This window comes from Pseudomonas fitomaticsae, from assembly GCF_021018765.1.
Taxonomy (GTDB): Bacteria; Pseudomonadota; Gammaproteobacteria; order Pseudomonadales; family Pseudomonadaceae; genus Aquipseudomonas; species Aquipseudomonas fitomaticsae.
The window spans coordinates 2,974,473-2,999,623 of sequence record NZ_CP075567.1 but is presented as its reverse complement, the minus strand read 5'-3'; the positions used below and the strand labels follow the sequence as shown (position 1 = coordinate 2,999,623).

The 25,151-nt window shown below is 62.1% G+C and carries 27 protein-coding genes and 1 tRNA gene; 14 read left to right on the top strand and 14 right to left on the bottom strand.

The window, feature by feature from the left end; all coding sequences use genetic code 11:
- The first annotated feature begins 214 nt into the window (after positions 1-214).
- The 6 genes from KJY40_RS13480 to KJY40_RS13455 all read left to right on the top strand — a co-directional run bounded on the left by KJY40_RS13480 (position 215) and on the right by KJY40_RS13455 (position 3,854).
- A complete protein-coding gene (locus tag KJY40_RS13480; RefSeq protein WP_230737409.1) occupies positions 215-400 on the top strand; it encodes a DUF1843 domain-containing protein in 186 nt (61 codons plus the stop codon).
- A 34-nt stretch (positions 401-434) separates the two neighbouring features.
- Entirely contained in the window at positions 435-1,061 is a 627-nt protein-coding gene (locus tag KJY40_RS13475; protein WP_230737407.1) for a DUF1842 domain-containing protein, read from the top strand.
- Between the two features lie 40 nt (positions 1,062-1,101).
- Positions 1,102-1,680, top strand: coding sequence for a DUF1842 domain-containing protein (locus KJY40_RS13470; RefSeq protein WP_230737405.1), 579 nt, complete (start codon positions 1,102-1,104; stop codon positions 1,678-1,680).
- Between the two features lie 103 nt (positions 1,681-1,783).
- On the top strand, positions 1,784-3,247 hold the full coding sequence (locus KJY40_RS13465; protein ID WP_221535156.1) for a GDL motif peptide-associated radical SAM/SPASM maturase: 1,464 nt from the start codon (positions 1,784-1,786) through the stop codon (positions 3,245-3,247).
- Between the two features lie 96 nt (positions 3,248-3,343).
- Positions 3,344-3,550, top strand: coding sequence for a hypothetical protein (locus KJY40_RS13460; RefSeq protein ID WP_230737403.1), 207 nt, complete (start codon positions 3,344-3,346; stop codon positions 3,548-3,550).
- A gap of 229 nt (positions 3,551-3,779) precedes the next feature.
- Positions 3,780-3,854, top strand: a tRNA-Gln gene (locus tag KJY40_RS13455).
- A gap of 51 nt (positions 3,855-3,905) precedes the next feature.
- Here KJY40_RS13455 and KJY40_RS13450 read toward each other — a convergent pair.
- From KJY40_RS13450 to KJY40_RS13440, 3 genes are all read right to left on the bottom strand, one after another.
- Positions 3,906-4,301: a DUF1801 domain-containing protein gene (locus tag KJY40_RS13450; protein WP_230737682.1), complete on the bottom strand. Its 396-nt coding sequence runs from the start codon at positions 4,299-4,301 to the stop codon at positions 3,906-3,908.
- 153 nt (positions 4,302-4,454) lie between these two features.
- Positions 4,455-4,796, bottom strand: coding sequence for a YajG family lipoprotein (locus KJY40_RS13445; RefSeq protein ID WP_230737401.1), 342 nt, complete (start codon positions 4,794-4,796; stop codon positions 4,455-4,457).
- Between the two features lie 86 nt (positions 4,797-4,882).
- Complete coding sequence (locus KJY40_RS13440) at positions 4,883-5,530, bottom strand: ATPase (protein WP_230737400.1); 648 nt, start codon at positions 5,528-5,530, stop codon at positions 4,883-4,885.
- Positions 5,531-5,693: 163 nt separating this feature from the next.
- Between KJY40_RS13440 and KJY40_RS13435 the strand changes: the two genes are divergently transcribed.
- Both KJY40_RS13435 and ahr read left to right on the top strand, forming a co-directional pair.
- Complete coding sequence (locus KJY40_RS13435) at positions 5,694-5,939, top strand: hypothetical protein (RefSeq protein ID WP_085655376.1); 246 nt, start codon at positions 5,694-5,696, stop codon at positions 5,937-5,939.
- A 51-nt stretch (positions 5,940-5,990) separates the two neighbouring features.
- Positions 5,991-7,022 (top strand): NADPH-dependent aldehyde reductase Ahr, encoded by a 1,032-nt coding sequence (gene ahr, locus KJY40_RS13430; RefSeq protein ID WP_230737399.1) that lies wholly within the window; start codon positions 5,991-5,993, stop codon positions 7,020-7,022.
- 165 nt (positions 7,023-7,187) lie between these two features.
- Here the strand turns inward: ahr and catA are convergent, their stop codons facing one another.
- From catA to KJY40_RS13385, 9 genes are all read right to left on the bottom strand, one after another.
- Positions 7,188-8,102, bottom strand: coding sequence for a catechol 1,2-dioxygenase (gene catA, locus KJY40_RS13425; RefSeq protein WP_230737398.1), 915 nt, complete (start codon positions 8,100-8,102; stop codon positions 7,188-7,190).
- A 40-nt stretch (positions 8,103-8,142) separates the two neighbouring features.
- Positions 8,143-8,433 (bottom strand): muconolactone Delta-isomerase, encoded by a 291-nt coding sequence (gene catC / locus KJY40_RS13420; protein ID WP_085688279.1) that lies wholly within the window; start codon positions 8,431-8,433, stop codon positions 8,143-8,145.
- A gap of 18 nt (positions 8,434-8,451) precedes the next feature.
- Positions 8,452-9,573, bottom strand: coding sequence for a muconate cycloisomerase family protein (locus KJY40_RS13415; RefSeq protein ID WP_230737397.1), 1,122 nt, complete (start codon positions 9,571-9,573; stop codon positions 8,452-8,454).
- Between the two features lie 22 nt (positions 9,574-9,595).
- Complete coding sequence (locus KJY40_RS13410; RefSeq protein ID WP_230737396.1) at positions 9,596-10,357, bottom strand: 1,6-dihydroxycyclohexa-2,4-diene-1-carboxylate dehydrogenase; 762 nt, start codon at positions 10,355-10,357, stop codon at positions 9,596-9,598.
- A gap of 27 nt (positions 10,358-10,384) precedes the next feature.
- Positions 10,385-11,392 carry a benzoate 1,2-dioxygenase electron transfer component BenC gene (benC, locus tag KJY40_RS13405; protein WP_230737395.1) on the bottom strand — a complete coding sequence of 336 codons (1,008 nt, stop codon included), beginning with the start codon at positions 11,390-11,392 and terminating at the stop codon, positions 10,385-10,387.
- Between the two features lie 46 nt (positions 11,393-11,438).
- Positions 11,439-11,927: a benzoate 1,2-dioxygenase small subunit gene (gene benB, locus KJY40_RS13400; protein WP_230737394.1), complete on the bottom strand. Its 489-nt coding sequence runs from the start codon at positions 11,925-11,927 to the stop codon at positions 11,439-11,441.
- Complete coding sequence (gene benA / locus KJY40_RS13395; RefSeq protein ID WP_007958099.1) at positions 11,927-13,282, bottom strand: benzoate 1,2-dioxygenase large subunit; 1,356 nt, start codon at positions 13,280-13,282, stop codon at positions 11,927-11,929. Before benA ends, benB begins: the two co-directional genes overlap by 1 nt.
- Before the next feature lie 141 nt (positions 13,283-13,423).
- A complete protein-coding gene (locus tag KJY40_RS13390) occupies positions 13,424-14,380 on the bottom strand; it encodes an AraC family transcriptional regulator (RefSeq protein WP_230737393.1) in 957 nt (318 codons plus the stop codon).
- 148 nt (positions 14,381-14,528) lie between these two features.
- On the bottom strand, positions 14,529-16,655 hold the full coding sequence (locus tag KJY40_RS13385; RefSeq protein ID WP_230737391.1) for a TonB-dependent receptor family protein: 2,127 nt from the start codon (positions 16,653-16,655) through the stop codon (positions 14,529-14,531).
- A 144-nt stretch (positions 16,656-16,799) separates the two neighbouring features.
- Here KJY40_RS13385 and KJY40_RS13380 point away from each other — a divergent pair, with 144 nt between their 5' ends.
- Positions 16,800-17,228 (top strand): hypothetical protein, encoded by a 429-nt coding sequence (locus tag KJY40_RS13380; RefSeq protein ID WP_230737390.1) that lies wholly within the window; start codon positions 16,800-16,802, stop codon positions 17,226-17,228.
- Positions 17,229-17,285: 57 nt separating this feature from the next.
- Here KJY40_RS13380 and KJY40_RS13375 read toward each other — a convergent pair whose 3' ends face one another.
- Both KJY40_RS13375 and KJY40_RS13370 read right to left on the bottom strand, forming a co-directional pair.
- Complete coding sequence (locus tag KJY40_RS13375) at positions 17,286-17,567, bottom strand: hypothetical protein (RefSeq protein ID WP_230737388.1); 282 nt, start codon at positions 17,565-17,567, stop codon at positions 17,286-17,288.
- Between the two features lie 61 nt (positions 17,568-17,628).
- Entirely contained in the window at positions 17,629-18,399 is a 771-nt protein-coding gene (locus tag KJY40_RS13370) for an AraC family transcriptional regulator (RefSeq protein WP_230737386.1), read from the bottom strand.
- Positions 18,400-18,638: 239 nt separating this feature from the next.
- On the opposite strand from KJY40_RS13370, the gene KJY40_RS13365 reads away from it, so the two are divergent.
- The 5 genes from KJY40_RS13365 to KJY40_RS13345 all read left to right on the top strand — a co-directional run bounded on the left by KJY40_RS13365 (position 18,639) and on the right by KJY40_RS13345 (position 25,146).
- A complete protein-coding gene (locus KJY40_RS13365; RefSeq protein ID WP_064595752.1) occupies positions 18,639-20,270 on the top strand; it encodes an APC family permease in 1,632 nt (543 codons plus the stop codon).
- 22 nt (positions 20,271-20,292) lie between these two features.
- The gene (locus KJY40_RS13360) at positions 20,293-21,219 is read left to right on the top strand and encodes a 4-hydroxyproline epimerase (RefSeq protein WP_230737385.1); all 927 of its coding nucleotides are present in this window, start codon (positions 20,293-20,295) and stop codon (positions 21,217-21,219) included.
- A gap of 55 nt (positions 21,220-21,274) precedes the next feature.
- A complete protein-coding gene (locus KJY40_RS13355; RefSeq protein WP_230737384.1) occupies positions 21,275-22,222 on the top strand; it encodes a dihydrodipicolinate synthase family protein in 948 nt (315 codons plus the stop codon).
- A gap of 79 nt (positions 22,223-22,301) precedes the next feature.
- The gene (locus tag KJY40_RS13350; RefSeq protein WP_230737383.1) at positions 22,302-23,894 is read left to right on the top strand and encodes an aldehyde dehydrogenase (NADP(+)); all 1,593 of its coding nucleotides are present in this window, start codon (positions 22,302-22,304) and stop codon (positions 23,892-23,894) included.
- Positions 23,884-25,146: an NAD(P)/FAD-dependent oxidoreductase gene (locus KJY40_RS13345; protein WP_230737382.1), complete on the top strand. Its 1,263-nt coding sequence runs from the start codon at positions 23,884-23,886 to the stop codon at positions 25,144-25,146. Before KJY40_RS13350 ends, KJY40_RS13345 begins: the two co-directional genes overlap by 11 nt.
- The last annotated feature ends 5 nt before the right edge of the window (positions 25,147-25,151 follow it).

Below are 25,151 nucleotides of genomic sequence, written 5' to 3'. Positions count from 1 at the left end.
GGCTGACGACGCTTGCGCATGAGCCGGCGCTGCCGCGTCGCCCCTGCGCGAATCGAATTTGCGGATTGATCAGATCCCGACGGATCAGGCTGTCACGTCGCCAAGAATCCCGGTTGCCGGTAATTCTGGCCGATGTCGTTCGCCTGCCTGTCAGGAAAGGCGCCCCTTCTGCGCAAGGGGTCGAGCGGTAGACATTTACGAGGAAGGCCTCGATATGACCGGTTCAAATCACAACATCCCGCCCTACGGCGTCGCCATCCAGAGCGCGATCACCGGCGGCGATCTGCACCAGATGAAGACTTTGTTGAAGCAGCGCGATTCAACGAAGCCGGAAGCGAAGGAGCTACAAACCGCGTACGAAAAACTGGCCAAAGAAGTTTCTCGACTGGAAAAACCCTGAGGCCATTTCCCACATTGCAATGGAGGCAATCAACATGTCAGCAACTCAGCAAAATGTCGGCCTGTTCCCGGTGAGCTACCGGATCGGTACGGGCCAGCCAGGGGCGCAGAGTCTTGCGCTGAACCTGCTGGTGTCCACGCCACAGCAGCATGTCACCGGTAACGCCGCGGTGACTCAGACAACCAATCCGCCGCTCGACATCGACTCGGACGTCTGGGGCGAATACACCTACATGACGGTGATGAAGCCCGGTGTCAGCAAGATCCTGATCACCGCCCAGGGTAACCATGGCGGCCCCGGCTCCAACTCCATCATCAACTTCAAGATCCACCTGGTGGTCGGCACCGACTGGCGCGAAGGCGTGGCCAACTATGAGTACTTCGACGGCCAGCGCTGGCACGAACTGAACAACGTGCCGGCGCATCTGGTGGAGGTGCCTTCGAACGTTCTTCAGGCTTTCAATCCCGGCCCGGTGATCGAGCCACACAAACCGGTCCTGCCGTTGTATGCCGCGCCGATTCAGGGCGCCATCGCCAGCGGTGACCTGGCCCAGATGAAGAGCCTGTCCGCACAGGCCAGACAGCAACTGGAGCAACTGCCGCTGCTGCGCAAAGCCGTGGACGACGCCAACAAAGAAATCAGCCGCGTGCAAAGTCGCTGATCGGCAATTGGAACCATCACTTTCACAAGGGAGCAGCATCATGTCGATCGGACTTTTTCACACCCGCCTCATCGCCAGTAACTCACTGCTGGGCGCACCGGTTCTGACCCTCGATATCGTGGTCGATACCGTCCGCAAAAAAGTCAGCGGAACCGCCAGCGTGTTTCAAAGCACCTGGCCACCGGTGAATTTCCATGCCCGGGTCTGGGGCGATTATTCCGAGGCCAGGCTCACGCCATCCACCGAGACTTACCTCATTCTCACCCTCGACGGCAGCCCTAGCGGCCCGCTGAGCCAGATCGCCCAGACCTTCCACCTCAAGGGCATTCTGAACGACTGGACCAGCGGCTTTGTCGATTACCGCTACAACGAAGGCGGCCAGTGGCAGGACGTGCGGCACGTCGCCGTGCATCAGGCACCGAGCGTCGAGCCTCTACCTCCCGAGCATCATGTCCAGCCGCTGTATGCGGTGGCCGTGCAAACGGCGAAGGAAAGCGGTGATCTGGCTCAGTTGAAAGTCGCCGTGCAGCAAGGCGAACAACAGCTGGCCCACGAGGACGCCTTGCGCAGTGCCCTTGCGCAGCTGAACGCGGAAATCGCGCGACTGGAAGCGCGCTAAGCGGTACGGCCCGGTCGCGGTCATGGGTGACCGCGACCGGTCTTCCAGCCAATCGAGGTCAGTCCAATCGTGCCGCGCACAGGCCCGTGCGCAAGGATCTCCCATGACAGACAACCGCCCTGCCCGCTACCTCAGCGACACCGATCTCAAACGCTACGTGCCGGTGCACGTGGTCTGGGAAATCACGCTCGCCTGCGACCTCAAGTGCCTGCATTGCGGCTCCCGCGCGGGGCATCGGCGCCCTGATGAACTGAACACCCGCGAATGCCTCGACGTGATCGACTCCCTCGCCGCACTCGGCACCCGCGAGATCACCCTGATCGGCGGCGAAGCCTATTTGCGCAAGGACTGGACGCAACTGATCCGCGCCATCCACGACCACGGCATGTACTGCGCGATCCAGACCGGCGGGCGCAATCTGACCCCGGCGAAGATGCAGGCAGCGGTCGATGCCGGGCTGAACGGGGTCGGCATTTCCCTGGACGGACTCGCGCCGCTGCACGACAAGGTGCGCAACGTGCCCGGCTCGTTCGACAAGGCCGTCGACACCCTGCGCCGGGCCAAGGCGTCGGGGCTGGCGGTGAGCGTCAACACCCAGATCGGCGCGGCCACGTTGCCGGACTTGCCAGAGCTCATGGACACCATCATCGAGCTCGGTGCCACCCATTGGCAGATCCAGATCACAGTGGCCATGGGCAACGCCGTCGACCATCCTGAGTTGTTGCTCCAGCCTTATAAGCTGCTGGAAGTGATGCCGCTGCTCGCCCGGTTATACCGCGAAGGGCTGGATCGCGGATTGCTGATGAACGTCGGCAACAACATCGGTTATTACGGCCCTTACGAACATCTGTGGCGCGGCTTCGGTGACGAACGCGTGCACTGGAGCGGCTGCGCGGCTGGCCAGACCGTGCTGGCGCTGGAGGCAGACGGCACGGTGAAAGGCTGCCCGTCACTGGCAACCGTCGGTTTTTCCGGCGGCAACGTGCGCAACATGAGCCTGCACGACATCTGGCATTACAGCGAAGGCATGCACTTCGGCCGCCTGCGCTCGGTCGATGACCTGTGGGGCTACTGCCGAAGCTGCTATTACAACGACGTGTGCCGGGGCGGCTGCACTTGGACGTCGCACTCGCTGCTGGGCAAACCCGGCAACAATCCCTACTGCCACTACCGAACCCTGGAATTGCAAAAACAGGGTTTGCGCGAGCGCATCGTCAAAGTCGAAGACGCCGCCCAGCGCTCCTTTGCCGTCGGTCGTTTTGACCTGATCACCGAACGCATCGACACCGGCGAAAAAGTCAGCAGCGTCAGCGACAGCGGCCAAGTGATCAAACTGGCCTGGATCAATCAGGGCCAGTCCTCCCCCGAGGAAGGACGCCTGCCAACCCAACTGGCCCTGTGCCGCGACTGCCTGCAATACATCCAGCCGCACGAATCGATCTGCCCGCACTGCCACGCCGACGTCGCCGCCGCCGAGGCCCGGCACCTGACCGACCGGGCCCGGCAGCAGGCGATCATGAAGACGCTGACCGGTTTGCTGGCGGGAGTGCCGGGGTCGTTGAGCTGAAACGGTGACGGCTGCCGTTTGCCCGCTCGCCGCGAAAAATCTCGAACTCGCTCAGTGGCGCTGCATCCAACGTTTAAGCCAACGGAGGTCAGCGCCATGAACAACGACAGCAAAGCTCCACCCACTGATACGTCCGGCAAACCGGTCAATGTGGTGAAACGCGATCTTGAGGACCCGGACGACAACACCCGCGGCGTGGATGAGGTCATCACGCCCTCGTCGACCCGCACCAAGGAGCAGGACGCTGAAGAGTTGCAACGCAAGGTCGACGAAATCGAACGCAAGGTTGCGGACGGCAACTGATCGGTTCGCCGGGGCAGGTCTTTGCCAGGTTTTCGGGCTACAGCGGTCGCGGCAGTTTTCATGGCGATCGCTGAAAAGCCCGAAAAACCTGACCGGCGATACCGTCCGGGAAATAAGTAGCTGTTTTCCCTGAAATTTATTTGCTTCAGGGGTTCACAGATCGCAAGAGCGCTGGTAAAGTGCCGCCCACTGTTGCAGAGGTCCTCCCGGGACTGAAACCAATAGCTACAGGGGCGTCGCCAAGCGGTAAGGCAGCAGGTTTTGATCCTGCCATGCGTTGGTTCGAATCCAGCCGCCCCTGCCATTTTTTTCCTCGTTTCCCCCTCCTCCGCTTCACCTCCGCCTCAACGGCAAATCATTTCTTTTTTGAATTCAACTTGATCGCCGAACGCACCAGCGCTTTCAGAGCCTTGGCATCGATCTTGTCGTCTTCGTGAACATCAATCGCCCGCCGGGTGTTGCCTTCAAGGCTGGCATTGAACAGTCCTGACGGATCCTCCAGCGCCGCGCCTTTGGCAAAAGTCATTTTCACCACAGCCTTGTAGGTTTCCCCGGTGCAGATGATGCCGTTGTGTGACCAGACCGGAACGCCCCGCCACTTCCACTCCTCGACGACTTCCGGATCCGCCTCATGAATGATCGCGCGGATCTCGGCCAGCTTCTGGCCGCGCCAGTCGTTCAGTTCCTTGATTCTCGCGTCGATCAGCACAGAGGGATTCTCGGTCGCCGCGCCGCTGCTGTCCTTCTTCATATCCTTGTTCTCCCGAAAACCTTTTCCGCTATCCAGCGTAGCGCCGACTGAGCCAACGCCGGGCAAAAAAAAGCCCCGCAAGGTGCAGGGCAAAGGAATTGGTTGGTTGCGGCCAACCAAAGGAGCATCGTCAAAAGCGTTAACCGTCAGGCGTTACAGGCACTCTTGGGCAGCCCGTTCAAAACTCGACGGCAGGAAACTCGAAGCCAGCAAGTGGCGCTCATATAAAAAGACCTTGCCGCCGTCCTGTGCCTTGTAGGCTTCCAGGACGTTGTCCGCCGCCACCTTGCTCGGCACCACGATCCGGTAGCTGCGCTGGGTCTGCGAAACCGTCGGGTTCAGCGCACTGCCCTGAAGTTTCGGCACCACGCATTCGGCGTACTGGGCAGGCGTCTTGTGAGTCTGCAGGGTCAGCGTCGGGTCGTTCGGCGCAGAGGCGCAAGCGGTCAGCAGTAAAGTGGCAGAGGCCATGGCAGGGATAAAAAAGGCACGCATGGATAAAATCCTGAAAATAAACGGTTCGGTTCTTCGGCAACGTTCAGTGTCACGGGCACTGCCGTTGCCGTTTTTGATTAGGGTGTTCAGCCTGCACTCACCAGGGCTTTGAGCGAGTCATCGAACTGCTTCAAGGCACTCAGTTGCAGGTCGCGTTGCTGTTCGATCCCGGCAGCGATTTCGGGCGCTGCCTTGTTGTGTACCCACACCGACGGCAGTTGCTTCTCCACCGCGCCTTCGGCCTTGCCGATGTATTGCAGGTTGGCGTCGTAGAAGCGTGCGGCGAACCGCGCTTCGACCTGACTGTTGCGTTGAGTCAGCAGACGGTTGTGGGTGTCGAGCATCACCACCACGTCCGGATGGGCCTGCACCAGCGCATCGAGGCTGTCGTAGACGGTCACCGAGAGAAACTGTTGTTGCAGCGAACTCATCAGCCAGTCGATGGCCAGCTCCGGATCGGAGCTGTCGACGAAGGCGTCACGGATCCGCGCATCGAGCGCATCCTTGGCACCGTTCACCGCCACATCGTGGTAACGCTCGAGGTATTGCAGGTTGTCCAGAGTGTTTTCGCTGTACAGCACACCGACGGTTTGCGAGTGCTGCAGCGCGGCGCTGCTGGCGGCGACGGGCAGAAAATGGCACGACCTGGCGTCGTCTGCGTAAGCCGGGGCTACGGTGGCGGCCACCCCGCCCATCAGCAGGGCGACTACAGCCAGTCGGGTCAAAGTCTTCATCGCGCAATTCCTTCAGCGGCGTGTTCGATGGAGGCGATTTTCCGCCCATCGGCGCCAAAGCAGAACTTGCGTTTCTTGATGGTCACTATTACTTGAACCAATAGTTGCGCCGCGTGCAGACTGCTGCACACTCAATCACAACGAAAACAGATGAGGATTACCCGTGCGAACCTTTGACCTGATCCGCGATGCCGTCCTGCCCGAATTCCGCGACCGGGTGGCCGAATACCTGGTCGAATACGAAACCGTGCTGGGCCAGTCAGCGAACGATTCAGAGTCGGTGCGGGCCGTGGCCAATCAGCTGCGCGGTTATCTGCGCGGCCTCAATACCACGCGAGTGCTGGGTATGGCGGACTGGGAAGAACTCGACCGGCGCGTGCTGAACACCTGGCTAGCGCCCGCTCGATGACACGCTAGACTCTTCAGGCTGCGCCCGCAGCGCCAGACCTGGAGGTGTCCCATGACCAATAACACCGAACCCACGACATTCACCGGCTGGGCCGCCACCTCGGCCGGCGCGCCGCTGGAGCGCTTCAGTTACGACCCCGGCCCGCTGGGAGATGAAGAAGTTGAAGTCGCCGTGGAATATTGCGGCGTCTGCCACTCCGACCAGTCGCTGATCGACAACGACTGGGGCATCAGCCAGTACCCGTTCATTCCCGGCCATGAAGTGGTCGGCCGCATCGTGCGCACAGGCCCGCAGGTGCGTGGCCTGGAAGTCGGCCAGCGCGTGGGTATCGGCTGGTACAAGGGCAGCTGCATGCATTGCTCGTCCTGCATCGGCGGCTCGCATCACCTTTGCGCCACCGCCAAACCGACGATCATCGGCAGCCACGGCGGCTTCGCCGATCGGCTGCGCACCCATTGGGCGTGGGCACTGAAACTGCCGGACAACCTCGACCCGGCACTCGCCGGCCCGCTGTTCTGCGCCGGCTCCACAGTGTTCAATCCGCTGGTGGAATTCGACATCAAGCCCACCGACCGGGTCGGCGTAGTGGGCATCGGCGGCCTCGGACACCTGGCGCTGCGGTTTCTCAATGCCTGGGGATGCGACGTTACCGCGTTCACCTCTTCCCTGAGCAAACAGGACGAAGCCAAACGCCTCGGCGCCCACAAGGTCGTCGCCTCCACCGACAGCGAGGCGCTGAAAGCGATTGCCGGCACCCTCGACTTTCTACTGATCACCGCCAACGCCAACCTCGACTGGACGGCCATGCTCGCCACCCTGCGCGGCAAGGGCCGGTTGCACTTCGTCGGCATCGTGCCCGACGCAATTCCGGTTCACGTGTTCAACCTCATCCCGCAACAGAAATCCCTGTCCGCCTCCCCGGTCGGCTCGCCTGCCACGGCAGCGACCATGCTGGAATTCTGCGCGCGGCATCAGATCCTGCCGCAGGTGGAGGAATTTCCGATGAGCAAGGTCAATGAAGCCGTCGACCATCTGCGCAGCGGCAAGGCGCGGTACCGGATTGTGTTGAACGCCAGCAAATGAACCCGAAGGCGCGTGAGTCAAAAACTCACGCGCCTTTTTTTGCCTGAGAAAAATTTCAACTCCATACGGATTCGACCGTTTTCGCTTATTCCATAAGCGGAGCACTTGCCGATTTAGCATTACGTTTTTCAGAAGAGAGGGAGCCATAGGCTCCCTCTCCTGCCTTCAGGTGTCCTGTAATGCCCTCGGGCGCCGGCTGCGTTGTTCAGCCAGCGCATCCGGCGCCTGCTGCAATTGGAAGTCGAACTTCAATTCGGCGCGACGTCCCGCTGCATCCTCCAGAAACTCGACCTCCCCGACCAACCCTTCACGCGTCGCGTACGCAAAGTCATCCCACAGATATTTGTCGCCCGACAGATTGATCTGCGTCGTCAGGTGCCGATGCCCCGGTGCAGAAATGAAGAAGTGAATATGAGCCGGGCGCTGGCCATGGCGACCGAGCAGGTCGAGGCATTCCTGGGTCGGGCCTTGCGGGTCGCAGCCATAACCGGAGGGCACGATGCTGCGGGCGCGGTAGCGACCTTCGGCGTCGGTGATGATCCGCCGGCGCAGGTTGTATTCGGACTGGCTCTGGTCGAAGAACGAGTAAGTGCCTTTGGTGTTGGCGTGCCACAGGTCGACCGTGGCGCCGGCCAGCGGCTGGCCTTGCGGGTCGAATACCTGGCCTTCGAGCAACATCAGCGTGGCAACGCCCGCCTCGCTGCCGTCGTCCATCCGGCATTCACCTTCGTACAGCGGCGCGCCGGCCACGTACAACGGGCCTTCGATGGTGCGCGGCGTGCCGCCGGTCAAGCCGATCTGCGCATCCTTGGCGTCTTGCAGCAGGTCGAGGAAATGTTCGAGGCCGAGGCCGGCCACCAGCAGCCCCGCTTCCGAGCGGCCGCCCAGGCGGTTGAGGTAATCGACGGCTTTCCAGAATTCGTCTTCGCTGATCTCAAGGTCTTCGATGATCCGGGCGGTGTCCTGCAACACCCGCAGAACGATGGTTTTCAGACGCGAGCTGCCGCCATCGTTGGCAAAACCGGCGGCTTCTTCGAAGAATTTTTGCAGTTCGGCAGTGTGGGCAATCTTCACGGTCATGGTGTTCACCTCATCTTGTTGTTGTGGGGTCGAGTCCGGCTCAGCGGTCGTCGGTGTGGATCGACGAGGGATGGCGGCAGAGGCCGTCGATCTCGATTTCCATGTAGGGAAACAGCGGCAACAGCATCAGGGTGTCGTGCAGCGCTTCGACGCTCGGCACGTCGAACACGCTGTAATTGGCGTAGTGCCCGGCGATGCGCCAGAGGTGGCGCCACTGGCCTTCGCGTTGCAGGCGCTGGGCGAGTTCCTTCTCGTCGGCCTTGAGCCTTGTGGCAACGGCCGGGTCCATGTCGGCGGGCAATTTCACGGTCATTTTTACGTGGAACAGCATGGCGTTCTCCTTGGGGAATCAGTGCCGGCGAAAACGCGCCAGACGCTCTTCATCCAGCGTCAGGCCCAGGCCCGGGGTACGTGGAATGTGCAGGTGAAAGTCGCGGTACTGCGGGCGCTCGGTGACGATGTCTTCAGTCAGCAACAGCGGGCCGAACAGCTCGGTGTCCCAGGTCAGCTGCCTGAGCGTGAGGAACGCATGGGCCGAGGCCAGAGTGCCGATGGAGCCTTCGAGCATGGTGCCGCCGTACAGCGCGATGCCGGCGGCTTCGGCGATTTGCGCGGTGCGCAACACGGCGCGCGGGCCGCCGTTCTTGGCGATCTTCAGGGCGAAGACGCTGGCGGCGCCGTCGGCGGCGAGGTTGAACGCGTCCTCGACACTTTCGATCGATTCATCGGCCATGATCGGCGCCGGGCTGCGCTGGTTCAGGCGAATTTGCCCGGAGCGGTTGACCCGCGAGATCGGCTGCTCAATCAGGTCGATACCGTTGTCGCCGAGCACCTGACAGCCGCGAATCGCCTGGGATTCGTCCCAGTACTGGTTGATGTCGACCCGCACACTGGCGCGCTCGCCCAGGGCTTTCTTGATCGCCACCACGTGTTTGAGATCTTGCTCCAGCGGGTTGGCGCCGATCTTCAATTTGAAGATCCGGTGTCGCCGCGCTTCCAGCATTTGCTCGGCCTCGGCGATGTCGCGGGCGGTGTCGCCGCTGGCCAGGGTCCAGGCCACTTCGAGGCTGTCGCGGATCCGGCCACCGAGCAGTTCGCTCACCGGCAGGCCGAGGCGTTTGCCTTGGGCGTCGAGCAATGCGCTCTCGATGCCGGACTTGGCGAAGGTGTTGCCCTTGGCGATCTTGTCGAGTTTCTGCATCGCGGCGTTGATGTTGTCCGCGTCCATGCCGATCAGTGCCGGCGCCAGGTGCGCGTCGATGTTGGCCTTGATGCTTTCCGGGCTTTCATAGCCGTAGGCCAGGCCGCCAATGGTGGTGGCTTCGCCGAGGCCTTCGATACCGTCGCTGCAACGCAGGCGCAGGATCACCAGCGTCTGGTTCTGCATCGTGTGCATCGCCAGTTTGTGCGGGCGGATGGTCGGCAGGTCGACGATGATCGCCGACAGGTTTTCAATCAGGATCCGGTTCATTTCAGTGTCCATTCAAGCGTGATCAACCGAGGTCACCGCCACCGACCGGCAGGGTCACGCCGGTGATGTAGGAGGCGTCGTCCGAGGCGAGAAACAGGATCGCGCCGACCTGTTCGTCAATGGTTCCGTAGCGTTTCATCAGGCTGCTATCGAGGGTTTGCGCGACGATTTCCTGATACCAGGCCTGCTCCTGTGCAGACTGTTCGGCGGCGTTGCGCGGGATGCGCCGGGGTGGTGCCTCGGTGCCGCCGGGCGCGGTGGCGTTGACCCGGATCCCGCGTTCGGCATTTTCGAATGCCAGACAGGCAGTCAGCGCATTGATGCCGCCCTTGGCCGCACCATACGGAACGCGGTTAAGGCTGCGGGTCGCAATCGACGACACATTGACGATCGCGCCGCGCCCCTGCTTGAGCATGTACGGCAAGGCGGCGTGACAGCACCACAGCGTCGGGAACAGCGAACGGCGCACTTCGGCCTCGATCTGCTCGACTTCGTAGTGTTCGAACGGCTTGGCCCAAATGGTGCCGCCGACATTGTTGACCAGCACATCCAGGCGCCCGAACGCGTCGACGGCGGCGCTCATCACCCGGGCGCAATCGGCGTATTGCTCAAGGTCAGCGGTCAGTGACAGCACGCCCTCGCCTTGCAGCTCGTGAACCAGTTCGGAGCGGTCGACAGCGATCACCTGCGCACCCTCCTCCAGCAAGCGCTCGCACACCCGGCGACCGATGCCCTGCGCCGCACCGGTGACCAGCGCAACCTTGTTGGCGAATCTGTTGTTCATGACAACCTCGCAATTCAGAAAGAAGACTCAGGCCGCCGCGAACTTCTCGTAATAGAAGTTCGCCGGCGTGATGCCCTGCTCGCGGATGTACTGGCTGACCGCCTCGACCATCGGCGGCGGGCCGCACAGGTACACGTCGACATCGCCTTCATTGAGGTGGCGCGGCTCGATGTGCTGGGTGACGTAGCCCTTGAGCGGGTGCTGACTCTGCGGATTGGCCACGCAGGCACCGAAGCTGAAATTCGGGATACGGGCGGCGAAGGCTTCGAGGCGATCAAGCTCCACCAGATCGAAATCGTTGGTCACGCCGTAGATCAGGTGAACCGGATGCTCGCTGCCCTGCTCGGCGATCTTCTCCAGCATCGCCGTGAACGGCGCCAGCCCGGTGCCGCCGGCCAGCAGCAACAGCGGTCGCTTGATTTCCCGCAGGTAGAAACTGCCCAGCGGCCCGGCGAGATTCAGGCTGTCGCCGGCCTTGGCCAGCCCGGTGAGGAAGCTGCTCATCAAGCCACCGGGGACATTGCGGATCAGGAAACTGACCTCACCGTTCTTCTGCAACGAGCTGAAGGAATAAGCGCGGGATTGCTTGCTGCCCGGCACTTGCAGATTGACGTATTGCCCCGGCAGGAACGCCAGTTTGCTCAGGGATTCACCCTTGAGCGACAGCGCGATGGTGCTCTCGGAAAGCTGACGAACATCGCTGATCGACGCCTGATAACTCGCCTGCTCGGTCTTGCACACCTGCGAGCCCACCGGCACTCGCACCACGCAATCGCTTTCGGCGCGCATCTGACAGGTCAGGACGTAACCCTGGGCCAGTTCGTCTTCACTCAGGGCGTCTTCGATGAAGTTGTCGCCCATGTCGTAACGCCCGGCTTCGGCGAAACACTTGCAGGTACCGCAGGCGCCGTCGCGGCAGTCCAGCGGAATGTTGATGCCTTGGCGATACGCCGCGTCGGCAACGGTTTCGTGGCCCGAGGCCTCGATGAAACGGGTGACCCCGTCTTCGAAATTCAGTGCGATCTGGAAACTCATGGTGCACCTCGCTCACAGCGTCGAGCCCGGCTCGCCGCCGTCTCGATCAGATGTGATAGATGTCGATGACCTGACGGACGTAATCGTTCTTCAGCACGACTTTCTTGGCCTTGATCAACGGCTGGTCGCCGCGCAGGTCGAGGGTGTAGAAGCTGGTGCCGAAATAACTGTCGGTGACCTGATAGCGAAAGCTCAGGGTGTGCCAGTTGAAGCGCACCTGACATTGCCCTTCGCCCTGCTCGACGATCTCGATATTGCTGAGGTTGTGCGAGGTGCGGGTATCGGGAATGGTTGCGCTGGAGCGCTCGGTCTTGATCCGGAATACCCGGTCTTCGAGACCGCCACGGTTGCCGTACCAGATCAGCGAGATTTCGCTTTGCGGGTCTTCGGTCAGGGTGTCGTGGTCGTCCCAGGCCGGCATCCAGAAACTGGCGTCGGCGGCGTAGAGTTCCAGCCACTGATCCCACTGGCCGTCGTCGAGGTAGCGCGCTTCGCGGTAGAGGAAATCGCGCACGGTGTCGTAGAGGTTGCTCATCACACGGCCTCCACGGGGATCAGGTTTTTATCGCTAACGGCGGCCTTGAGCATGGTTTCCTGCCAGTACTTGTGTTGCAGCACGAACAGGCCTTCGTCTTCGGTGCGCATGCCGGACAACAAGGGTTTGAGGTCGATTTCCTCGGCCGCCGCGTCCGCGCCTTCGACCCAATGGGTCGCGCCACGGGACATGTCGTTCCAGCCGCGCCCGGCGCCGTAGCCGGTCTGGCATGAGCGGAATTCTTCGAGGTCATCCGGCGTGGCCATGCCGCTGACGTTGAAGAAGTCTTCGTATTGGCGAATACGTTTGGCCCGGGCCTCCGCGCTTTCGCCTTTGGGGGCGATGCAGTAGATGGTGATCTCGGTCTTGTCGACGGAGATCGGCCGGGCGATGCGGATCTGCGAGCTGAACTGATCCATCAGGTACACGTTGGGGTACAGGCACAGGTTGCGCGAGTTCTCGATCATCCAGTCGGCGCGGGCCTGGCCGAAGTCCCGGGCCAGTTCATCACGACGCTCGTAGGCCGGACGATCCTCGGGGTTGGCCCAGCGGGTCCAGAGCAGCAGATGGCCGTGGTCGAACGAGTAGAAACCGCCACCCTTCTTCGCCCAACTACCGGCGCTCATGGTCTTGATTTCTTCGCCGGCATCGCGCTGCTGACGCTGGTTCTGGGTGGCGGCGTAGTTCCAGTGCACGGAGCTGACGTGATAGCCGTCGGCGCCGTTTTCGGCGGTGAGTTTCCAGTTGCCTTCATAGATGTAGGAACTGGAACCGCGCAGCACTTCCAGGCCTTCAGGGGACTGATCGACGATCATGTCGATGATCTTGGCCGACTCGCCCAGGTGCTCGGCGAGGGATTTCACATCGGCGTTCAGGCTGCCGAACAGAAAGCCGCGATAGGACTCGAAACGCGCGACTTTGGTCAGGTCGTGGGAGCCTTCGCAGTTGAAACCTTCGGGATAGCCTGCTTCGCTCGGATCCTTGACCTTGAGCAGTTTGCCGCTGTTGTTGAACGTCCAGCCATGAAACGGGCAGGTATAGCTGGAACGGTTGCCGGACTTGTGCCGGCACAACATGGCGCCGCGATGGCTGCACGCATTGAGAAAGGCATTGAGTTCACCGGCCTTGTTGCGGGCGATGAACACGGGCTGGCGCCCCATGGTGAGGGTCAGAAAGTCGTTGGCGTTGGGGATCTGGCTTTCGTGGGCGAGGTAGATCCAGTTGCCTTCGAAGATGTGCGCCATCTCCAGTTCGAACAGCCGCGGATCGGTGAACATCTCCCGCTTGCAGCGGTAGGCCCCCTTCTCGGGGTCCTCTTCAAGCATGGCATTGAGGTAGTCGATTCCCAGGGACATGGCCGGGGCCTCCATTGTTATTGTTCAGGCCAGGTCAGATTAGGGAGGCAACACGGGAGGCAATATCCGAATCCTGCAGAGCGCTATCCGTTTTGTGCAGGACGGCGCGGCAGGTGCTTCAGATTGTTTCGGAGCGGGAATTCAGTGGCGGCGCTTGAAGGTCACGGACGGCAATTCGCCGAACTGCTGGCGATAGCTTTCGGAGAAACGCCCCAGGTGCAGGAAGCCGTAGTCGAGCGCCAGTTCGGTGAGGTTGCGCACCGGGCAGCTCGGATCATTGAGGCAGGCATGAACGCGCTCCAGCTTGCGCTGGCGGATGTATTGCATCGGGGTCACGCCGAGCTGGCGTTCGAACAGTGCGTACAGTGATCGCGGGCTCATGTTCGCCTGGGCTGCGAGGTGTTCGGCGGGCAGATCCAGCTTCAGGTTGCGCTCTATATAGTCGAGGATCCGCTCGAAACTGATGCTCGGCGAACTCAGGCATTCACGGCTGACGTTGGTGTTCATCAGCGAGATCAGTTTGCTGCCGACGATCTGCGCGTAATGCTCCTGCACCCGCAGCAATGGATCACTGGCTTCGGCTTCCTGGCAGATCATGCCCAGCAGGTTGGTAAACCCTTCCAGCTCGTCAAGCCGGTAATGATTGCGCAGAAACCGGATGCCACCGGCAGGATGCAGCCAGCGCTGCTCGTCGCACACCGACTCCAGCACGCTGACCGGCACCTTGAGGATGAATTTCTCGCAATCGTCGGAATAGGTCAGGTCGACCGGATCGTCCGGGTTGATCAACAGCAATTCGCCCGGCACCAGATGATGCTCGCGCTTGTGCCCGCGCCACAGGCAGTTGCCTTGCAGCAGGACTTGCAGGTGATACACGGTTTCCAGCGCCAGCGACGTGACGCGAACGCTGCCGCCATAGCTGATGCGGCACAGATCGAGGTCGGCGAGTTTGCGGTGGTTGAGGCTGGCTTGCGGATGGGTGGTTTTGGACAGGCCGATGAAATGCTGGCCGACGTGCTGGTTCACATAGTCGGAGACGGCATACGGGTCAGCGTGGCGAAACACGCTGCTGCGGTCGCTCAGCAGGCGGCTGTCCATGGGCAAGGCACTCGATCTTGTCGTTATGGTGATGGTCACGGTTTACGCCATCACCGGTCACAGTACGCCGGCGCACCGGATCGGGCAATTGGACGAAGGTTTGGCCGTGCGGTGATCGAACGCTTTCAATCACCGGTCTTGCGTCGGATCAAAGCAGACTCCACGACACCCCGACATACATCGCCATGCCCTCACCCGGCGTGGAGCGTGCGGCGTCCAGTCCTTTATCGTCATAGCCCGGCGTAACTGTAGCGGCGTAGTGTTTGTCGGTCAGGTTGCGCATGTCGAGCCAGGTCTGCCAGTCGCCTTTCGGTGCGTTGTAGCCCAGCGTGGCGCCGAAGGTGGCGTAAGGATCGGCGTAGTAGCTGTTGGCGTAATCCACTGCGGTTTTCGAGACCAGTTGCGTGTTGATGGCGGCAAAGAAACCCTGCGGGAAGTCGTAGCGCAGTTCGCCCTGGTAGTAATGCATCGGCAAGCCCGGCAGGCGGTTGTCGCCGAAGCGGTCGTCGTCGCGGTAATGGAAGTCGCTGAAGGTGTAGGCCTGGCGCAGGCTCAACTTGCCGCCATCGTTCGCTGACCACAGATTACTGTTCAGGCTGGCTTCGACACCTTGGTGCACGGTCGGGCTGGCATTGAGTTCGTAAGGCGTGGTGGCGTTGGCGTCCGGCAATACCGAAAGCAATTCGTGGCGCACCTGGGCGTAGTACCAGGCCAGACTCCATTCGCCGAGCGCACTGTCGCCACGCCCGCCGAGTTCCAGGGTGGTCGCGGTCTGGTTCTGCAGTTTGACCGGGTCGCGCTGGGTGCCGGTGGCCGCACCGCTGCCGGTTGGGAAGCGTACGTTGGAGCTGTAGATCAGCGACCACGGATGCGGCGCTTCGACCGAACGGCTGAGGTTGCCGAACAGTTGCAGGTCCGGCGTCACCTGATAGCGCAGGCCCAGACGTGGCGCGTAATCCCAGTCGCCGAGGCTGGTCTTGCCACCACCTTCCGGGTAGGTCACCGCGCTTTCGCGGCGGGTGTAGATCGCGGCGAGGCCGGTGGTCAGCCACAGGTCTTCGGCGATTTCCAGGTCGTTGCCCACATGCAGGACAGAATCCGAACCCTGATAAGTGAAGTTGCGCATGTGGGTGCCCGGCGCATAAGCAGCGGTGTTGCCGGTGGGAATCCGTACCCGTTCGCTGGCACCGTCGTTAGGCAGGTGCTTGGTGACTCGCAGGCCCACGGTGCTGTTGCTCTCCATCCCCCAGAGCGTGTCGCGGCGCTTGTAGTCGAACGTGCCGCTGACATCGGTGTAAGCGACCTTCAGGCGGTTGGGGCCTTCGCGCAGGTCCATCGGGTAATCGTGATAGACCAGACCGGTCTGGATGCTCGAATCGTCATCGATGTAGTACGTGGTCTTGTTACCGATGAAGGTGCTGCCAGGTTGGTCGCGGCTGTCGTTGCGCGTCACGTAGGCCGGGTTGGCCGCGCGCGGATCGTGTTCGATGGAATGTTTGGTCACCCGGCCGGCGAGGTCGTTGTCGGTCTCGCGGTGACGAATGTAGAAGCGGGTTTCCAGATTCGGATTGAAGCGATAACCGAAGTTGGCGATCACGCCCTGGCTCTTGCTGGCGGTGTGATCCTGATAACCGTCGGAATGCGCGTCGGTCATCGACAGGTAGTAATCGAAGTCGCCCAGCACCTGACCGGAGCTGACTTGTCGCTGGGCATAGCCGTGGCTGCCCATGACGTAACGCACATTCAACCGTGGCGCGTTGTAGCCGGTGTGGCTGACGTAATCGACGGCGCCGCCAAGGGCCAACGCACCGCGATCAAAACCGTTGGCGCCGCGCAGGACTTCCACATGGTCGAGCCACAGTGGCTCCAGCAATTCATAAGGCGTACCGCCGGGGCCGGTCAGCGGCAGACCGTCGAGCATCGTGTACAGCCCCGAAGCGTGGGCGCCGGGGGCACGGTTGATGCCCGAGCCACGGATCGAAATCTTCGTCCCTTCGTTGCCCGCCGACTGGGCATAGACACCCGGCTGATACGCCAATACGTCCTGATTGCCCGCGACCCGGCCCTGCAATGGCTGGCGCATATCCACCACGTTGCTGCCACCCGGCACCTCGGCCAGACGCGCCTTCGCCTCTTCCACCGACGCATCTTCACCGCTCTGATCCTCGGCCCCGATCAGCACTTGCCCCAGTTCCAGACCCTGGGATTGCGCCTTGACCGGACAGACAAGGGCCAGCCCCAGCAAGGCAGCGGGCAGGGTTTTGAGCGAAGGCATCGGGTGAACTCCAGACAGGCGGGAACGGACAGTGACAACTGCGACGTATGAAAGAACGAAGGAAACACATGGCGATTTTGTTTTTTGTCAGGTAAACAGGCGCCTGAAATTCGGGACATTGATTTGAACAAGGGAGATGCAGGGATGGCCGAAGCAGTATTGAAGTCGAAGATGGCCAATTTTCTGGTGACCGACGCTGAAGTGAACTACGACGATGTGGGCGAGTTCTACGAGGTCGTGGGGAGCGGCAACGTCGGCGTACTGGCCGGGGTGCTTGAGGGATTCAGAAATCACTATGGCGGATTGTGGGTGGGCGGCAGAGTCACCGTCACCGAAAACGCCGTTCACTTGAATGCCAATGCCATGAACCGCATGGTTCAGGACGGGACACTGGATGTCGAGATACCGATGCCGGCGATCCGCAAGGTCACCGTCGAAGGCGGTTTCGTGACGAAGATCGTCCGTCTCGACACAGACGCCTACAGTGTCAAATTCCGCTGCTACGGTGCCAAGGACGTTGCCTCACTGATCGCCAGACAGGCCCTTTCGCAATCACTGAAACGCGCGCGGTAGTTCTGCTCTGAAGACAACAGCGCCACCGACCTTTGAGGTGGCGCCTGGATCACACCGTCAATTCTTGCACTTGGCCAACACCACCTGACAGGTGTCCGGCGTTCCCCCGGAGCGTCCGGCGTAACGCATGCAGTTGGCCATGGATTTCTGCCGGGCCATGTTCAGGCTGGAGCCCCAGGCCAGGCCGCCCTCCCCAACCGTCGGCAACGCCTTGGCGTAACAGCTGTCGCCAACGCCTGATGCCGGGTAATGCGTTCTGTTCGAGCATCCCGAAGCCAGTATCACGCTGAAGCCGATCAAGAGCCACGACGAGCAGCGCAGCGCGATTGTTCTGCTCATCCCGTTTTCCCCCTCGAAAGACGACCGCGATCGTTTGAGTCTAGACGTTGCGGCCGGACATTCATTGGGCGGTCGCCTGCCGGTACTGACGCGGGGTGAAACCGGTCGACGCCTTGAACTGGCGAGTGAAAGCGCTGTGATCGGTGTAGCCGCATTGCAGCGCCACCTCGGTGATCGGCAGCTCGGTGTGCAACAAGCGATGGGCATGTTCCAGCCGCACTTTCTGAATCATCTGTCTCGGCGTCAGGTGAAACACCCGTTTGCAGTAACGCTCCAGCTGCGCCACCGAAATACCGGCGATCCGGGTCAATTCGCCCAGCGTCACCCGACGGTTGAAATGCGCGCGGATGTGTTCGTCGACCGCCGCCAGGCGCTGAAACGCCGGGTGGGTTTCGCTGGCCGATTGCAGGTCTACGGAAATCCCCGCGAGGCCGATGATCTCGCCGTCACGGTTGTACAGCGGACGCTTGTGCGTCAGGCACCAGCCCGGTTCGCGACTGCCGTACAGGTGCAGTTCCAGCTGATCTTCCAGCACGAAGCCTTCTTCCAGTACCCGCCGATCCTGCTCGGTGTAACCCGGCCCCAACTGCGCCGGAAACACCTGCGCACTGGTTTTCCCGAGTAGCGGTTTCAAGTGTTTCAGGCCACAGCGCTGCACCAGCGTGTGATTGGCCAGGACGTACCGCGCCTGCATGTCCTTGATGAAGATCGCCGCGTTCGGAATCACGTCGAGCATCGGCAACAGCGGTGCCACGCCGGCCAGCAGTGCGTCGAGAGTATGCGGCCGATGGCGCTCATCGCCCTGACAGAGGATCGCAAACGCGTTCTGCATGTGAAGGTCTTCCCCGGTAAGTGGATCGGCCTGAAAACGTGCCCGCCCTGAGGCGTTCGCGTGCAGATTGCAGCAACGTTTGCGGCGTGTCGAGCGCCGCTGTCTTTCTTCGCAACTGTGCCGATTTCGTCATCCGCAGCTGCGCAAAACATCAATCGCCCGACGCCTGATGAGTTCACTGTTTAGCCGTTCCAGTGACTCACACCTGCCTATCCAATAACTCACAAGAAGGCGATGCCATGTCAGGCCAAGGCAAGTTCAAAAAACAACTTTCATTGATCGACCTCACCTTTATCGGACTGGGGGCGATCTTCGGTTCCGGCTGGTTGTTCGCGGCGAGCCACGTGTCGGCGATTGCCGGGCCGGCGGGGATTTTTTCCTGGTTGCTGGGCGGGTTCGCCGTGCTGCTGCTGGGCATCGTCTATTGCGAACTGGGCGCGGCATTGCCCCGCGCTGGCGGTGTGGTGCGTTACCCGGTCTACAGCCACGGGCCGCTGCTCGGTTACCTGATGGGTTTCATCACGCTGATCGCGTTTTCCAGTCTGGTGGCGATCGAGGTGGTTGCATCGCGCCAATACGCGGCGGCCTGGTTTCCGAGCCTGACCAAGGCCGGTAGCGGTGACCCGACCCTGCTCGGCTGGCTGGTGCAGTTCGGCCTGCTCTGCGTGTTCTTCCTGCTCAACTACCGCAGCGTGAAAACCTTCGCCAAGGCCAACAATCTGGTCAGTGTGTTCAAGTTCATCGTGCCGCTGCTGGTGATCGGCGTACTGTTCACCTTCTTCAAACCGGAAAACTTTCAGGTTCAAGGCTTCGCCCCTTTCGGGCTCTCGGGCATCGAGATGGCCGTCTCTGCCGGCGGCGTGATCTTCGCCTACCTCGGCCTGACCCCGATCATCTCGGTGGCCAGCGAAGTGAAAAATCCCCAGCGCACGATTCCGATTGCGCTGATCCTGTCGGTGCTGCTCTCCACTGCGATTTACGTGTTGCTGCAAACGGCTTTCCTCGGCGGCATCCCGACCGAACTGCTCGCCAACGGTTGGGCCGGGGTCTCCAAGGAATTCGCCCTGCCGTACCGCGACATCGCCCTGGCGCTGGGCGTGGGCTGGCTGGCGTATCTGGTGGTGGCGGACGCGGTGATCTCCCCCAGCGGCTGCGGCAACATCTACATGAACGCCACGCCTCGGGTGATCTACGGCTGGGCGCAGACCGGCACGTTCTTCAAGGTCTTCACCCACATCGACGCGAAGTCCGGCATCCCGCGTCCGGCACTGTGGCTGACCTTCGCCCTGTCGGTGTTCTGGACCCTGCCGTTCCCGTCCTGGGAAGCGCTGATCAACGTGGTGTCCGCCGCGCTGGTGCTGAGCTATGCCGTCGCTCCGGTGACCGTCGCCGCGCTGCGTCGCAATGCGCCCGACATGCCGCGCCCGTTCCGGGTCAAGTGCATGGGCGTGCTGGGGCCGGTGTCGTTCATCATCGCTGCGCTGATCGTTTACTGGTCGGGCTGGAACACCGTGTCCTGGCTGCTCGGCCTGCAAATCCTGATGTTCGTCGTCTACCTGCTCTGCGGCCGTTTCGTGCCGACCGCCCACCTCAGCCTGTCCCGGCAGGTGCGCTCGTCCGCGTGGCTGATCGCGTTCTACGCCGTGACCATCGTCCTCTCGAAACTCGGCACCTTTGGCGGCCTGGGCATCCTCACCCATCCGTTCGACACCCTGGTCGTCGCAGCCTGTGCGATGGGCATCTATTACTGGGGCGCCGCCACCGGCGTACCGGCACATCTGCTGCGCCTGGAGTCCGAAGAGGATGAGAGCGAAGTCGCTTCGCCGTCCCCTGCCTCCGCTGCCAACCCGCGCGCTGCCGGCGCTTACTGAAATCACTCAAAGGGACCTGTCCATGAAACGAGTACACGTCATTGATTCCCACACCGGCGGCGAACCCACGCGTCTGGTGATGAAAGGTTTTCCCGACCTGCCCGGCCGCACCATGGCCGAGAAACGCGACGCCCTGGGCAACCAGCATGACCAGTGGCGCCGCGCCTGCCTGATGGAACCGCGCGGCAACGATGTGTTGGTGGGCGCGCTGTATTGCGAGCCGGTGTCGCCGGACGCCACCTGCGGCGTGATCTTCTTCAACAACGCCGGTTACCTCGGCATGTGCGGCCACGGCACCATCGGCCTGGTCGCATCGCTGCAACATCTGGGGCTGATCGCACCGGGCGTGCACAAGATCGACACGCCGGTCGGCCCGGTCAGCGCAACGCTGCATGAAGACGGCGCCGTGACGCTCGGCAACGTACCCGCCTATCGCTCACGCAAACAGGTGGCCGTGGAAGTGCCGGGATACGGCCGCTTCCTCGGTGACGTGGCCTATGGCGGCAACTGGTTTTTCCTGGTCTCCGAACACCGCCAGACACTGACGATGGACAACGTCGAAACCCTGACCGACCTCACCTGGAAAATGCTCAAGGCCCTCGAAGACCAAGGCATCCATGGCGAGGACGGCGCGGTCATCGACCACATCGAACTATTCGCCGATGACGCCGAGGCCGACAGCCGCAACTTCGTCATGTGCCCCGGCAAGGCCTACGACCGTTCCCCTTGCGGCACCGGCACCAGCGCCAAACTCGCCTGCCTGGCAGCCGACGAAAAACTCGCGCCCGGCGAGCGCTGGGTGCAGGCCAGCATCACCGGCAGCCAGTTCGAAGGTCGCTTCGAATGGGAAGGCGAGCGCATCCGCCCCTACATCACCGGCCGCGCCCACATGACCGCCGACAGCACGTTGCTGATCGACGAAACCGATCCGTTCGCGTGGGGCATCTGAGCCGCCGCGCTGTTTTTTCAAACCCCTCTGAATGACCGTTCCAAGGAGAACAATAATGAGCGACAACATCTTCACCGGCTGCATGCCCGCCCTAATGACCCCGTGCACCGCCGCGCGCAAACCGGACTTCGATGCGCTGGTGGCCAAGGGTCGCGAGCTGATCGACATCGGCATGAGTGCGGTCGTCTACTGCGGTTCCATGGGCGACTGGCCGTTGCTCACCGAAGCCGAGCGTCAGGAAGGCGTGGCGCGGCTGGTGGCGGCCGGTATTCCGACCATCGTCGGCACCGGCGCGGTCAACACCCGTGAAGCGGTGTCCCACGCTGCCCACGCGGCGAAAGTCGGCGCGCAGGGTTTGATGGTGATTCCTCGGGTGCTGTCCCGTGGCGCTTCGGCGGCGGCGCAAAAAGCCCACTTCGCGGCGATTCTGCAGGCCGCGCCGAACCTGCCGGCGGTGATCTACAACAGCCCTTACTACGGCTTCGCCACCCGCGCCGACCTGTTCTTCGAACTGCGCCGTGAATACCCGAACCTGATCGGCTTCAAGGAATTCGGCGGTGGCGCCGACCTGCGCTACGCCGCTGAAAACATCACCTCCAAGGACGATGACGTGACCCTGATGGTCGGTGTCGATACCCAAGTGGTGCATGGCTTCGTCAACTGCAACGCCACCGGCGCCATCACCGGCATCGGCAACGCCCTGCCTCGCGAAGTGCTGCAACTGGTGGCCCTGAGCAAGCAGGCGGCCAAGGGTGATGCCAAGGCCCGACGTCAGGCCCGAGAGCTGGAATCGGCGCTGGCGGTGCTGTCGTCCTTCGACGAAGGCACGGACCTGGTGCTGTATTACAAACACCTGATGGTGCTCAACGGCGACAAGGAATACACCCTGCATTTCAACGAAACCGATGCCTTGAACGACTCGCAACGTCGTTACGCAGAAGCCCAGTACACGCTGTTCCGTCACTGGTACGAAAACTGGTCGGCGGAACAGAACTTCGCCTGACCTGCCGCTGCGCTCAAGCCCGCCGCCACCCACGGCGGCGGGCCTTTTCGTGACCTGCTTTATTGATAAGGAATGCGCCATGACTCTGACGGGCCAACTGCTGATCGGTCAGCAAACCCTCACCGGCGACCGCGACGTCATCCACGGGATCAACCCCGCCACCAACTCGCCTTTGCAACCAGCCTACGCCGGCGGCTCTGCCGAACATGTCGAGCAAGCCTGCGCACTTGCCTGGGCGGCGCTCGACCGTTATCGCGAGACATCGCTCGAGGCACGGGCCGAATTCATTGAAACCATCGCGGGGGAAATCGAAGCCCTCGGCGACGAACTGATCGACCGCGCCCTGGCCGAAACCGGCCTGCCGCGTCCGCGCCTGCTGGGTGAACGGGGCCGCACGTGCCAACAACTGCGCTTGTTTGCCCGCACCGTGCGGGCCGGTGAATGGCTGGATGTGCGAGTCGACACCGCCCAACCACAGCGCCAGCCAATGCCGCGTTCGGATCTGCGTCAGCGGCAGATTCCACTGGGCCCGGTGGCGGTGTTTGGCGCGAGCAACTTTCCACTGGCGTTCTCGGTGGCGGGCGGCGATACCGCTTCGGCGCTGGCCGCTGGCTGCCCGGTGATCGTCAAGGCCCACGGCGCCCATCCCGGCACTAGCGAGTTGGTCGGACGTGCAGTGGCGCGGGCCGTGAAGGCCTGTGCTTTGCCGGACGGTGTGTTCTCGTTGTTGTACGGCTCCGGTCGCGAAGTGGGGGTTGCGCTGGTCAGCGATCCACGGATCAAGGCAGTCGGCTTCACCGGTTCGCGCAGTGGCGGGCTCGCGCTGATCAAAGCGGCACAAGCCCGGCCAGAGCCGATTCCGGTGTATGCGGAAATGAGTTCGATCAACCCGGTGTTGCTGTTTCCGGCAGCGCTGCAAAATCGCGCCGAGGCATTGGCCCAAGGTTTTGTGGCTTCGCTGACATTGGGCGCCGGTCAGTTCTGCACCAATCCCGGTCTGGTCATCGCCCACAAGGGACCAGCGCTGGACGCCTTCATTGGCGCCACCACCGAACTCATCCAGCGCAGCCCCGCGCAGACCATGCTGACGCCGGGGATTTTCAATGCCTACGAATCCAGCGTGAATGCCCTCGCGGAAAATGCCCGGGCACGTATCGCCGCCGTCGGCCAGCGCGCGACGGATCCGAATCAGGGCCAGGCCCATGTGTTCGTCACCGACGCCGCCGACTTTCTTGCCGATCACACCTTGCAGGCCGAAGCCTTCGGCGCCGCGTCCGTGATCGTGCAATGCGCCAGCGACGCTGAAATCCGTCAGGTGCTCGAACAGCTGGAAGGCCAACTGACCGCCACGCTGCATCTGGATGACGAGGATCTGCAACAGGCCCGCGCATTGCTGCCGACCCTGGAGCGCAAGGCCGGACGCCTGCTGGTCAACGGCTGGCCGACCGGCGTCGAAGTCTGCGATGCGATGGTGCATGGCGGGCCGTTCCCGGCGACTTCCGATTCGCGCACCACGTCGGTGGGCACCGCGGCAATCCTGCGTTTCCTGCGCCCGGTCTGCTATCAGGATTTCCCCGACAGCCTGCTGCCCACCGCGCTCAAACACGCCAATCCGCTGTCGCTGCGTCGCTTGCTCGATGGTCAAAGGGAAACCGCGAAAAATGCCGAATAACCCGCACGACATCGCCGTGGTCGGCGCCGGCATCATCGGCGTCGCCAGCGCCCTGCGCCTGGCCCGTCAGGGTTTGCGGGTGGTGGTGAGCGACCCGCAGGAACCCGGCCACGGCGCCTCGTTCGGCAACGCCGGGCACCTGGCGACCGAGCAGGTGTTTCCGATTGCCGACAGCTCGATCCTCAAACGCCTGCCGACCATGCTCATGGATCCGATGGGGCCGCTGCGCCTGGACTGGAAATACCTGCCCCGCGCCCTGCCCTGGTTTACGCGGCTGTTGCTGAACCTGCGCTCGGCGCCTTATCAGCGTACCGTCGCCGGGTTGCGGGCGCTGAATGAAAGCTCGCTGGACGCCTGGCACCGCTTGCTCAAAGACATTCAGCGACCCGACCTGCTGAAAATGGAAGGTTCGCTGCTGGTGTTCGAACGCCCCGACTCGCGCCCGGCCCTCGAAGCATTGCAGCAACGCATGCAACAGCAACAGGTGCCGGTCGATTGGTGGCAGGCCGGTGCGGTACGCGAGACCGCGCCGCAACTCAGCGAACAGATTCAGGGCGGACTGTTTTTCCCGAACACCGGGCACTTCATCGATCCCTACCGCGTCGTGCGTGAGTTGGTCGAGGCGGCGAAAGCCAGCGGCGTGCAGTTCGTGAAGCACGCGGTTCAGGGCGGACAACTGCATGAGCATGGCGTCAATCTGATAACCGGAACCGGCGCCCTGTCCGCTCGCCAGGTACTGATCGCCTGCGGCGCCCACTCGGCAAAACTCACCGCCGCACTGACCGGCAAAAAAATCCCGCTGGACACCGAGCGCGGCTATCACCTGATGCTGCCTAACGAACACAACCGACTGCCCTTCCCCATCACCTCGCTGGAACGCAAATTCATCATGACCCCGATGTCCGAAGGCCTGCGCCTGGCCGGCACCGTCGAATTCGCCGGCCTCGAAGCCCCGCCGACCATGGCCCGTGCGTGGCAGTTGCATCGGTTGAGCAAGGGGTTGTTTCGTGATGAGTTGAGTGTCGAGTCAGCTACACCCTGGATGGGGTTTCGGCCGTCGCTGCCGGATTCGTTGCCGGTGATTGATCGGGTGTGTGACGGTAGGGTGTTGCTTGCGTTTGGGCATCAGCATTTGGGGCTGACGCAGGCGGCGGTGACGGCGGAGATGGTTGGGAAAATGGTGTTGCCATCGCTACAGGACACGGCCCGTACGCTTCCGTTGAACGAGCCTTATAGGCTGGATCGTTTTTGAATGGC

Bases quoted from the DNA above. Each gene is read 5' to 3' on its own strand.
- KJY40_RS13440 (WP_230737400.1), bottom strand. From the start codon at position 5,530: ATGAAGACTTTGACCCGACTGGCTGTAGTCGCCCTGCTGATGGGCGGG.
- KJY40_RS13480 (WP_230737409.1), top strand. From the start codon at position 215: ATGACCGGTTCAAATCACAACATCCCGCCCTACGGCGTCGCCATCCAG.
- KJY40_RS13470 (WP_230737405.1), top strand. From the start codon at position 1,102: ATGTCGATCGGACTTTTTCACACCCGCCTCATCGCCAGTAACTCACTG.
- KJY40_RS13445 (WP_230737401.1), bottom strand. From the start codon at position 4,796: ATGCGTGCCTTTTTTATCCCTGCCATGGCCTCTGCCACTTTACTGCTG.
- benC (WP_230737395.1), bottom strand. From the start codon at position 11,392: ATGAGTTTCCAGATCGCACTGAATTTCGAAGACGGGGTCACCCGTTTC.
- catA (WP_230737398.1), bottom strand. From the start codon at position 8,102: ATGACCGTGAAGATTGCCCACACTGCCGAACTGCAAAAATTCTTCGAA.
- KJY40_RS13345 (WP_230737382.1), top strand. From the start codon at position 23,884: ATGCCGAATAACCCGCACGACATCGCCGTGGTCGGCGCCGGCATCATC.
- KJY40_RS13385 (WP_230737391.1), bottom strand. From the start codon at position 16,655: ATGCCTTCGCTCAAAACCCTGCCCGCTGCCTTGCTGGGGCTGGCCCTT.
- KJY40_RS13365 (WP_064595752.1), top strand. From the start codon at position 18,639: ATGTCAGGCCAAGGCAAGTTCAAAAAACAACTTTCATTGATCGACCTC.
- KJY40_RS13465 (WP_221535156.1), top strand. From the start codon at position 1,784: ATGACAGACAACCGCCCTGCCCGCTACCTCAGCGACACCGATCTCAAA.
- KJY40_RS13380 (WP_230737390.1), top strand. From the start codon at position 16,800: ATGGCCGAAGCAGTATTGAAGTCGAAGATGGCCAATTTTCTGGTGACC.
- catC (WP_085688279.1), bottom strand. From the start codon at position 8,433: ATGCTGTTCCACGTAAAAATGACCGTGAAATTGCCCGCCGACATGGAC.
- KJY40_RS13350 (WP_230737383.1), top strand. From the start codon at position 22,302: ATGACTCTGACGGGCCAACTGCTGATCGGTCAGCAAACCCTCACCGGC.
- KJY40_RS13390 (WP_230737393.1), bottom strand. From the start codon at position 14,380: ATGGACAGCCGCCTGCTGAGCGACCGCAGCAGCGTGTTTCGCCACGCT.
- KJY40_RS13460 (WP_230737403.1), top strand. From the start codon at position 3,344: ATGAACAACGACAGCAAAGCTCCACCCACTGATACGTCCGGCAAACCG.
- KJY40_RS13355 (WP_230737384.1), top strand. From the start codon at position 21,275: ATGAGCGACAACATCTTCACCGGCTGCATGCCCGCCCTAATGACCCCG.
- KJY40_RS13370 (WP_230737386.1), bottom strand. From the start codon at position 18,399: ATGCAGAACGCGTTTGCGATCCTCTGTCAGGGCGATGAGCGCCATCGG.
- KJY40_RS13360 (WP_230737385.1), top strand. From the start codon at position 20,293: ATGAAACGAGTACACGTCATTGATTCCCACACCGGCGGCGAACCCACG.
- KJY40_RS13450 (WP_230737682.1), bottom strand. From the start codon at position 4,301: ATGAAGAAGGACAGCAGCGGCGCGGCGACCGAGAATCCCTCTGTGCTG.
- benB (WP_230737394.1), bottom strand. From the start codon at position 11,927: ATGAGCAACCTCTACGACACCGTGCGCGATTTCCTCTACCGCGAAGCG.
- KJY40_RS13375 (WP_230737388.1), bottom strand. From the start codon at position 17,567: ATGAGCAGAACAATCGCGCTGCGCTGCTCGTCGTGGCTCTTGATCGGC.
- benA (WP_007958099.1), bottom strand. From the start codon at position 13,282: ATGTCCCTGGGAATCGACTACCTCAATGCCATGCTTGAAGAGGACCCC.
- KJY40_RS13410 (WP_230737396.1), bottom strand. From the start codon at position 10,357: ATGAACAACAGATTCGCCAACAAGGTTGCGCTGGTCACCGGTGCGGCG.
- KJY40_RS13415 (WP_230737397.1), bottom strand. From the start codon at position 9,573: ATGAACCGGATCCTGATTGAAAACCTGTCGGCGATCATCGTCGACCTG.
- KJY40_RS13475 (WP_230737407.1), top strand. From the start codon at position 435: ATGTCAGCAACTCAGCAAAATGTCGGCCTGTTCCCGGTGAGCTACCGG.
- ahr (WP_230737399.1), top strand. From the start codon at position 5,991: ATGACCAATAACACCGAACCCACGACATTCACCGGCTGGGCCGCCACC.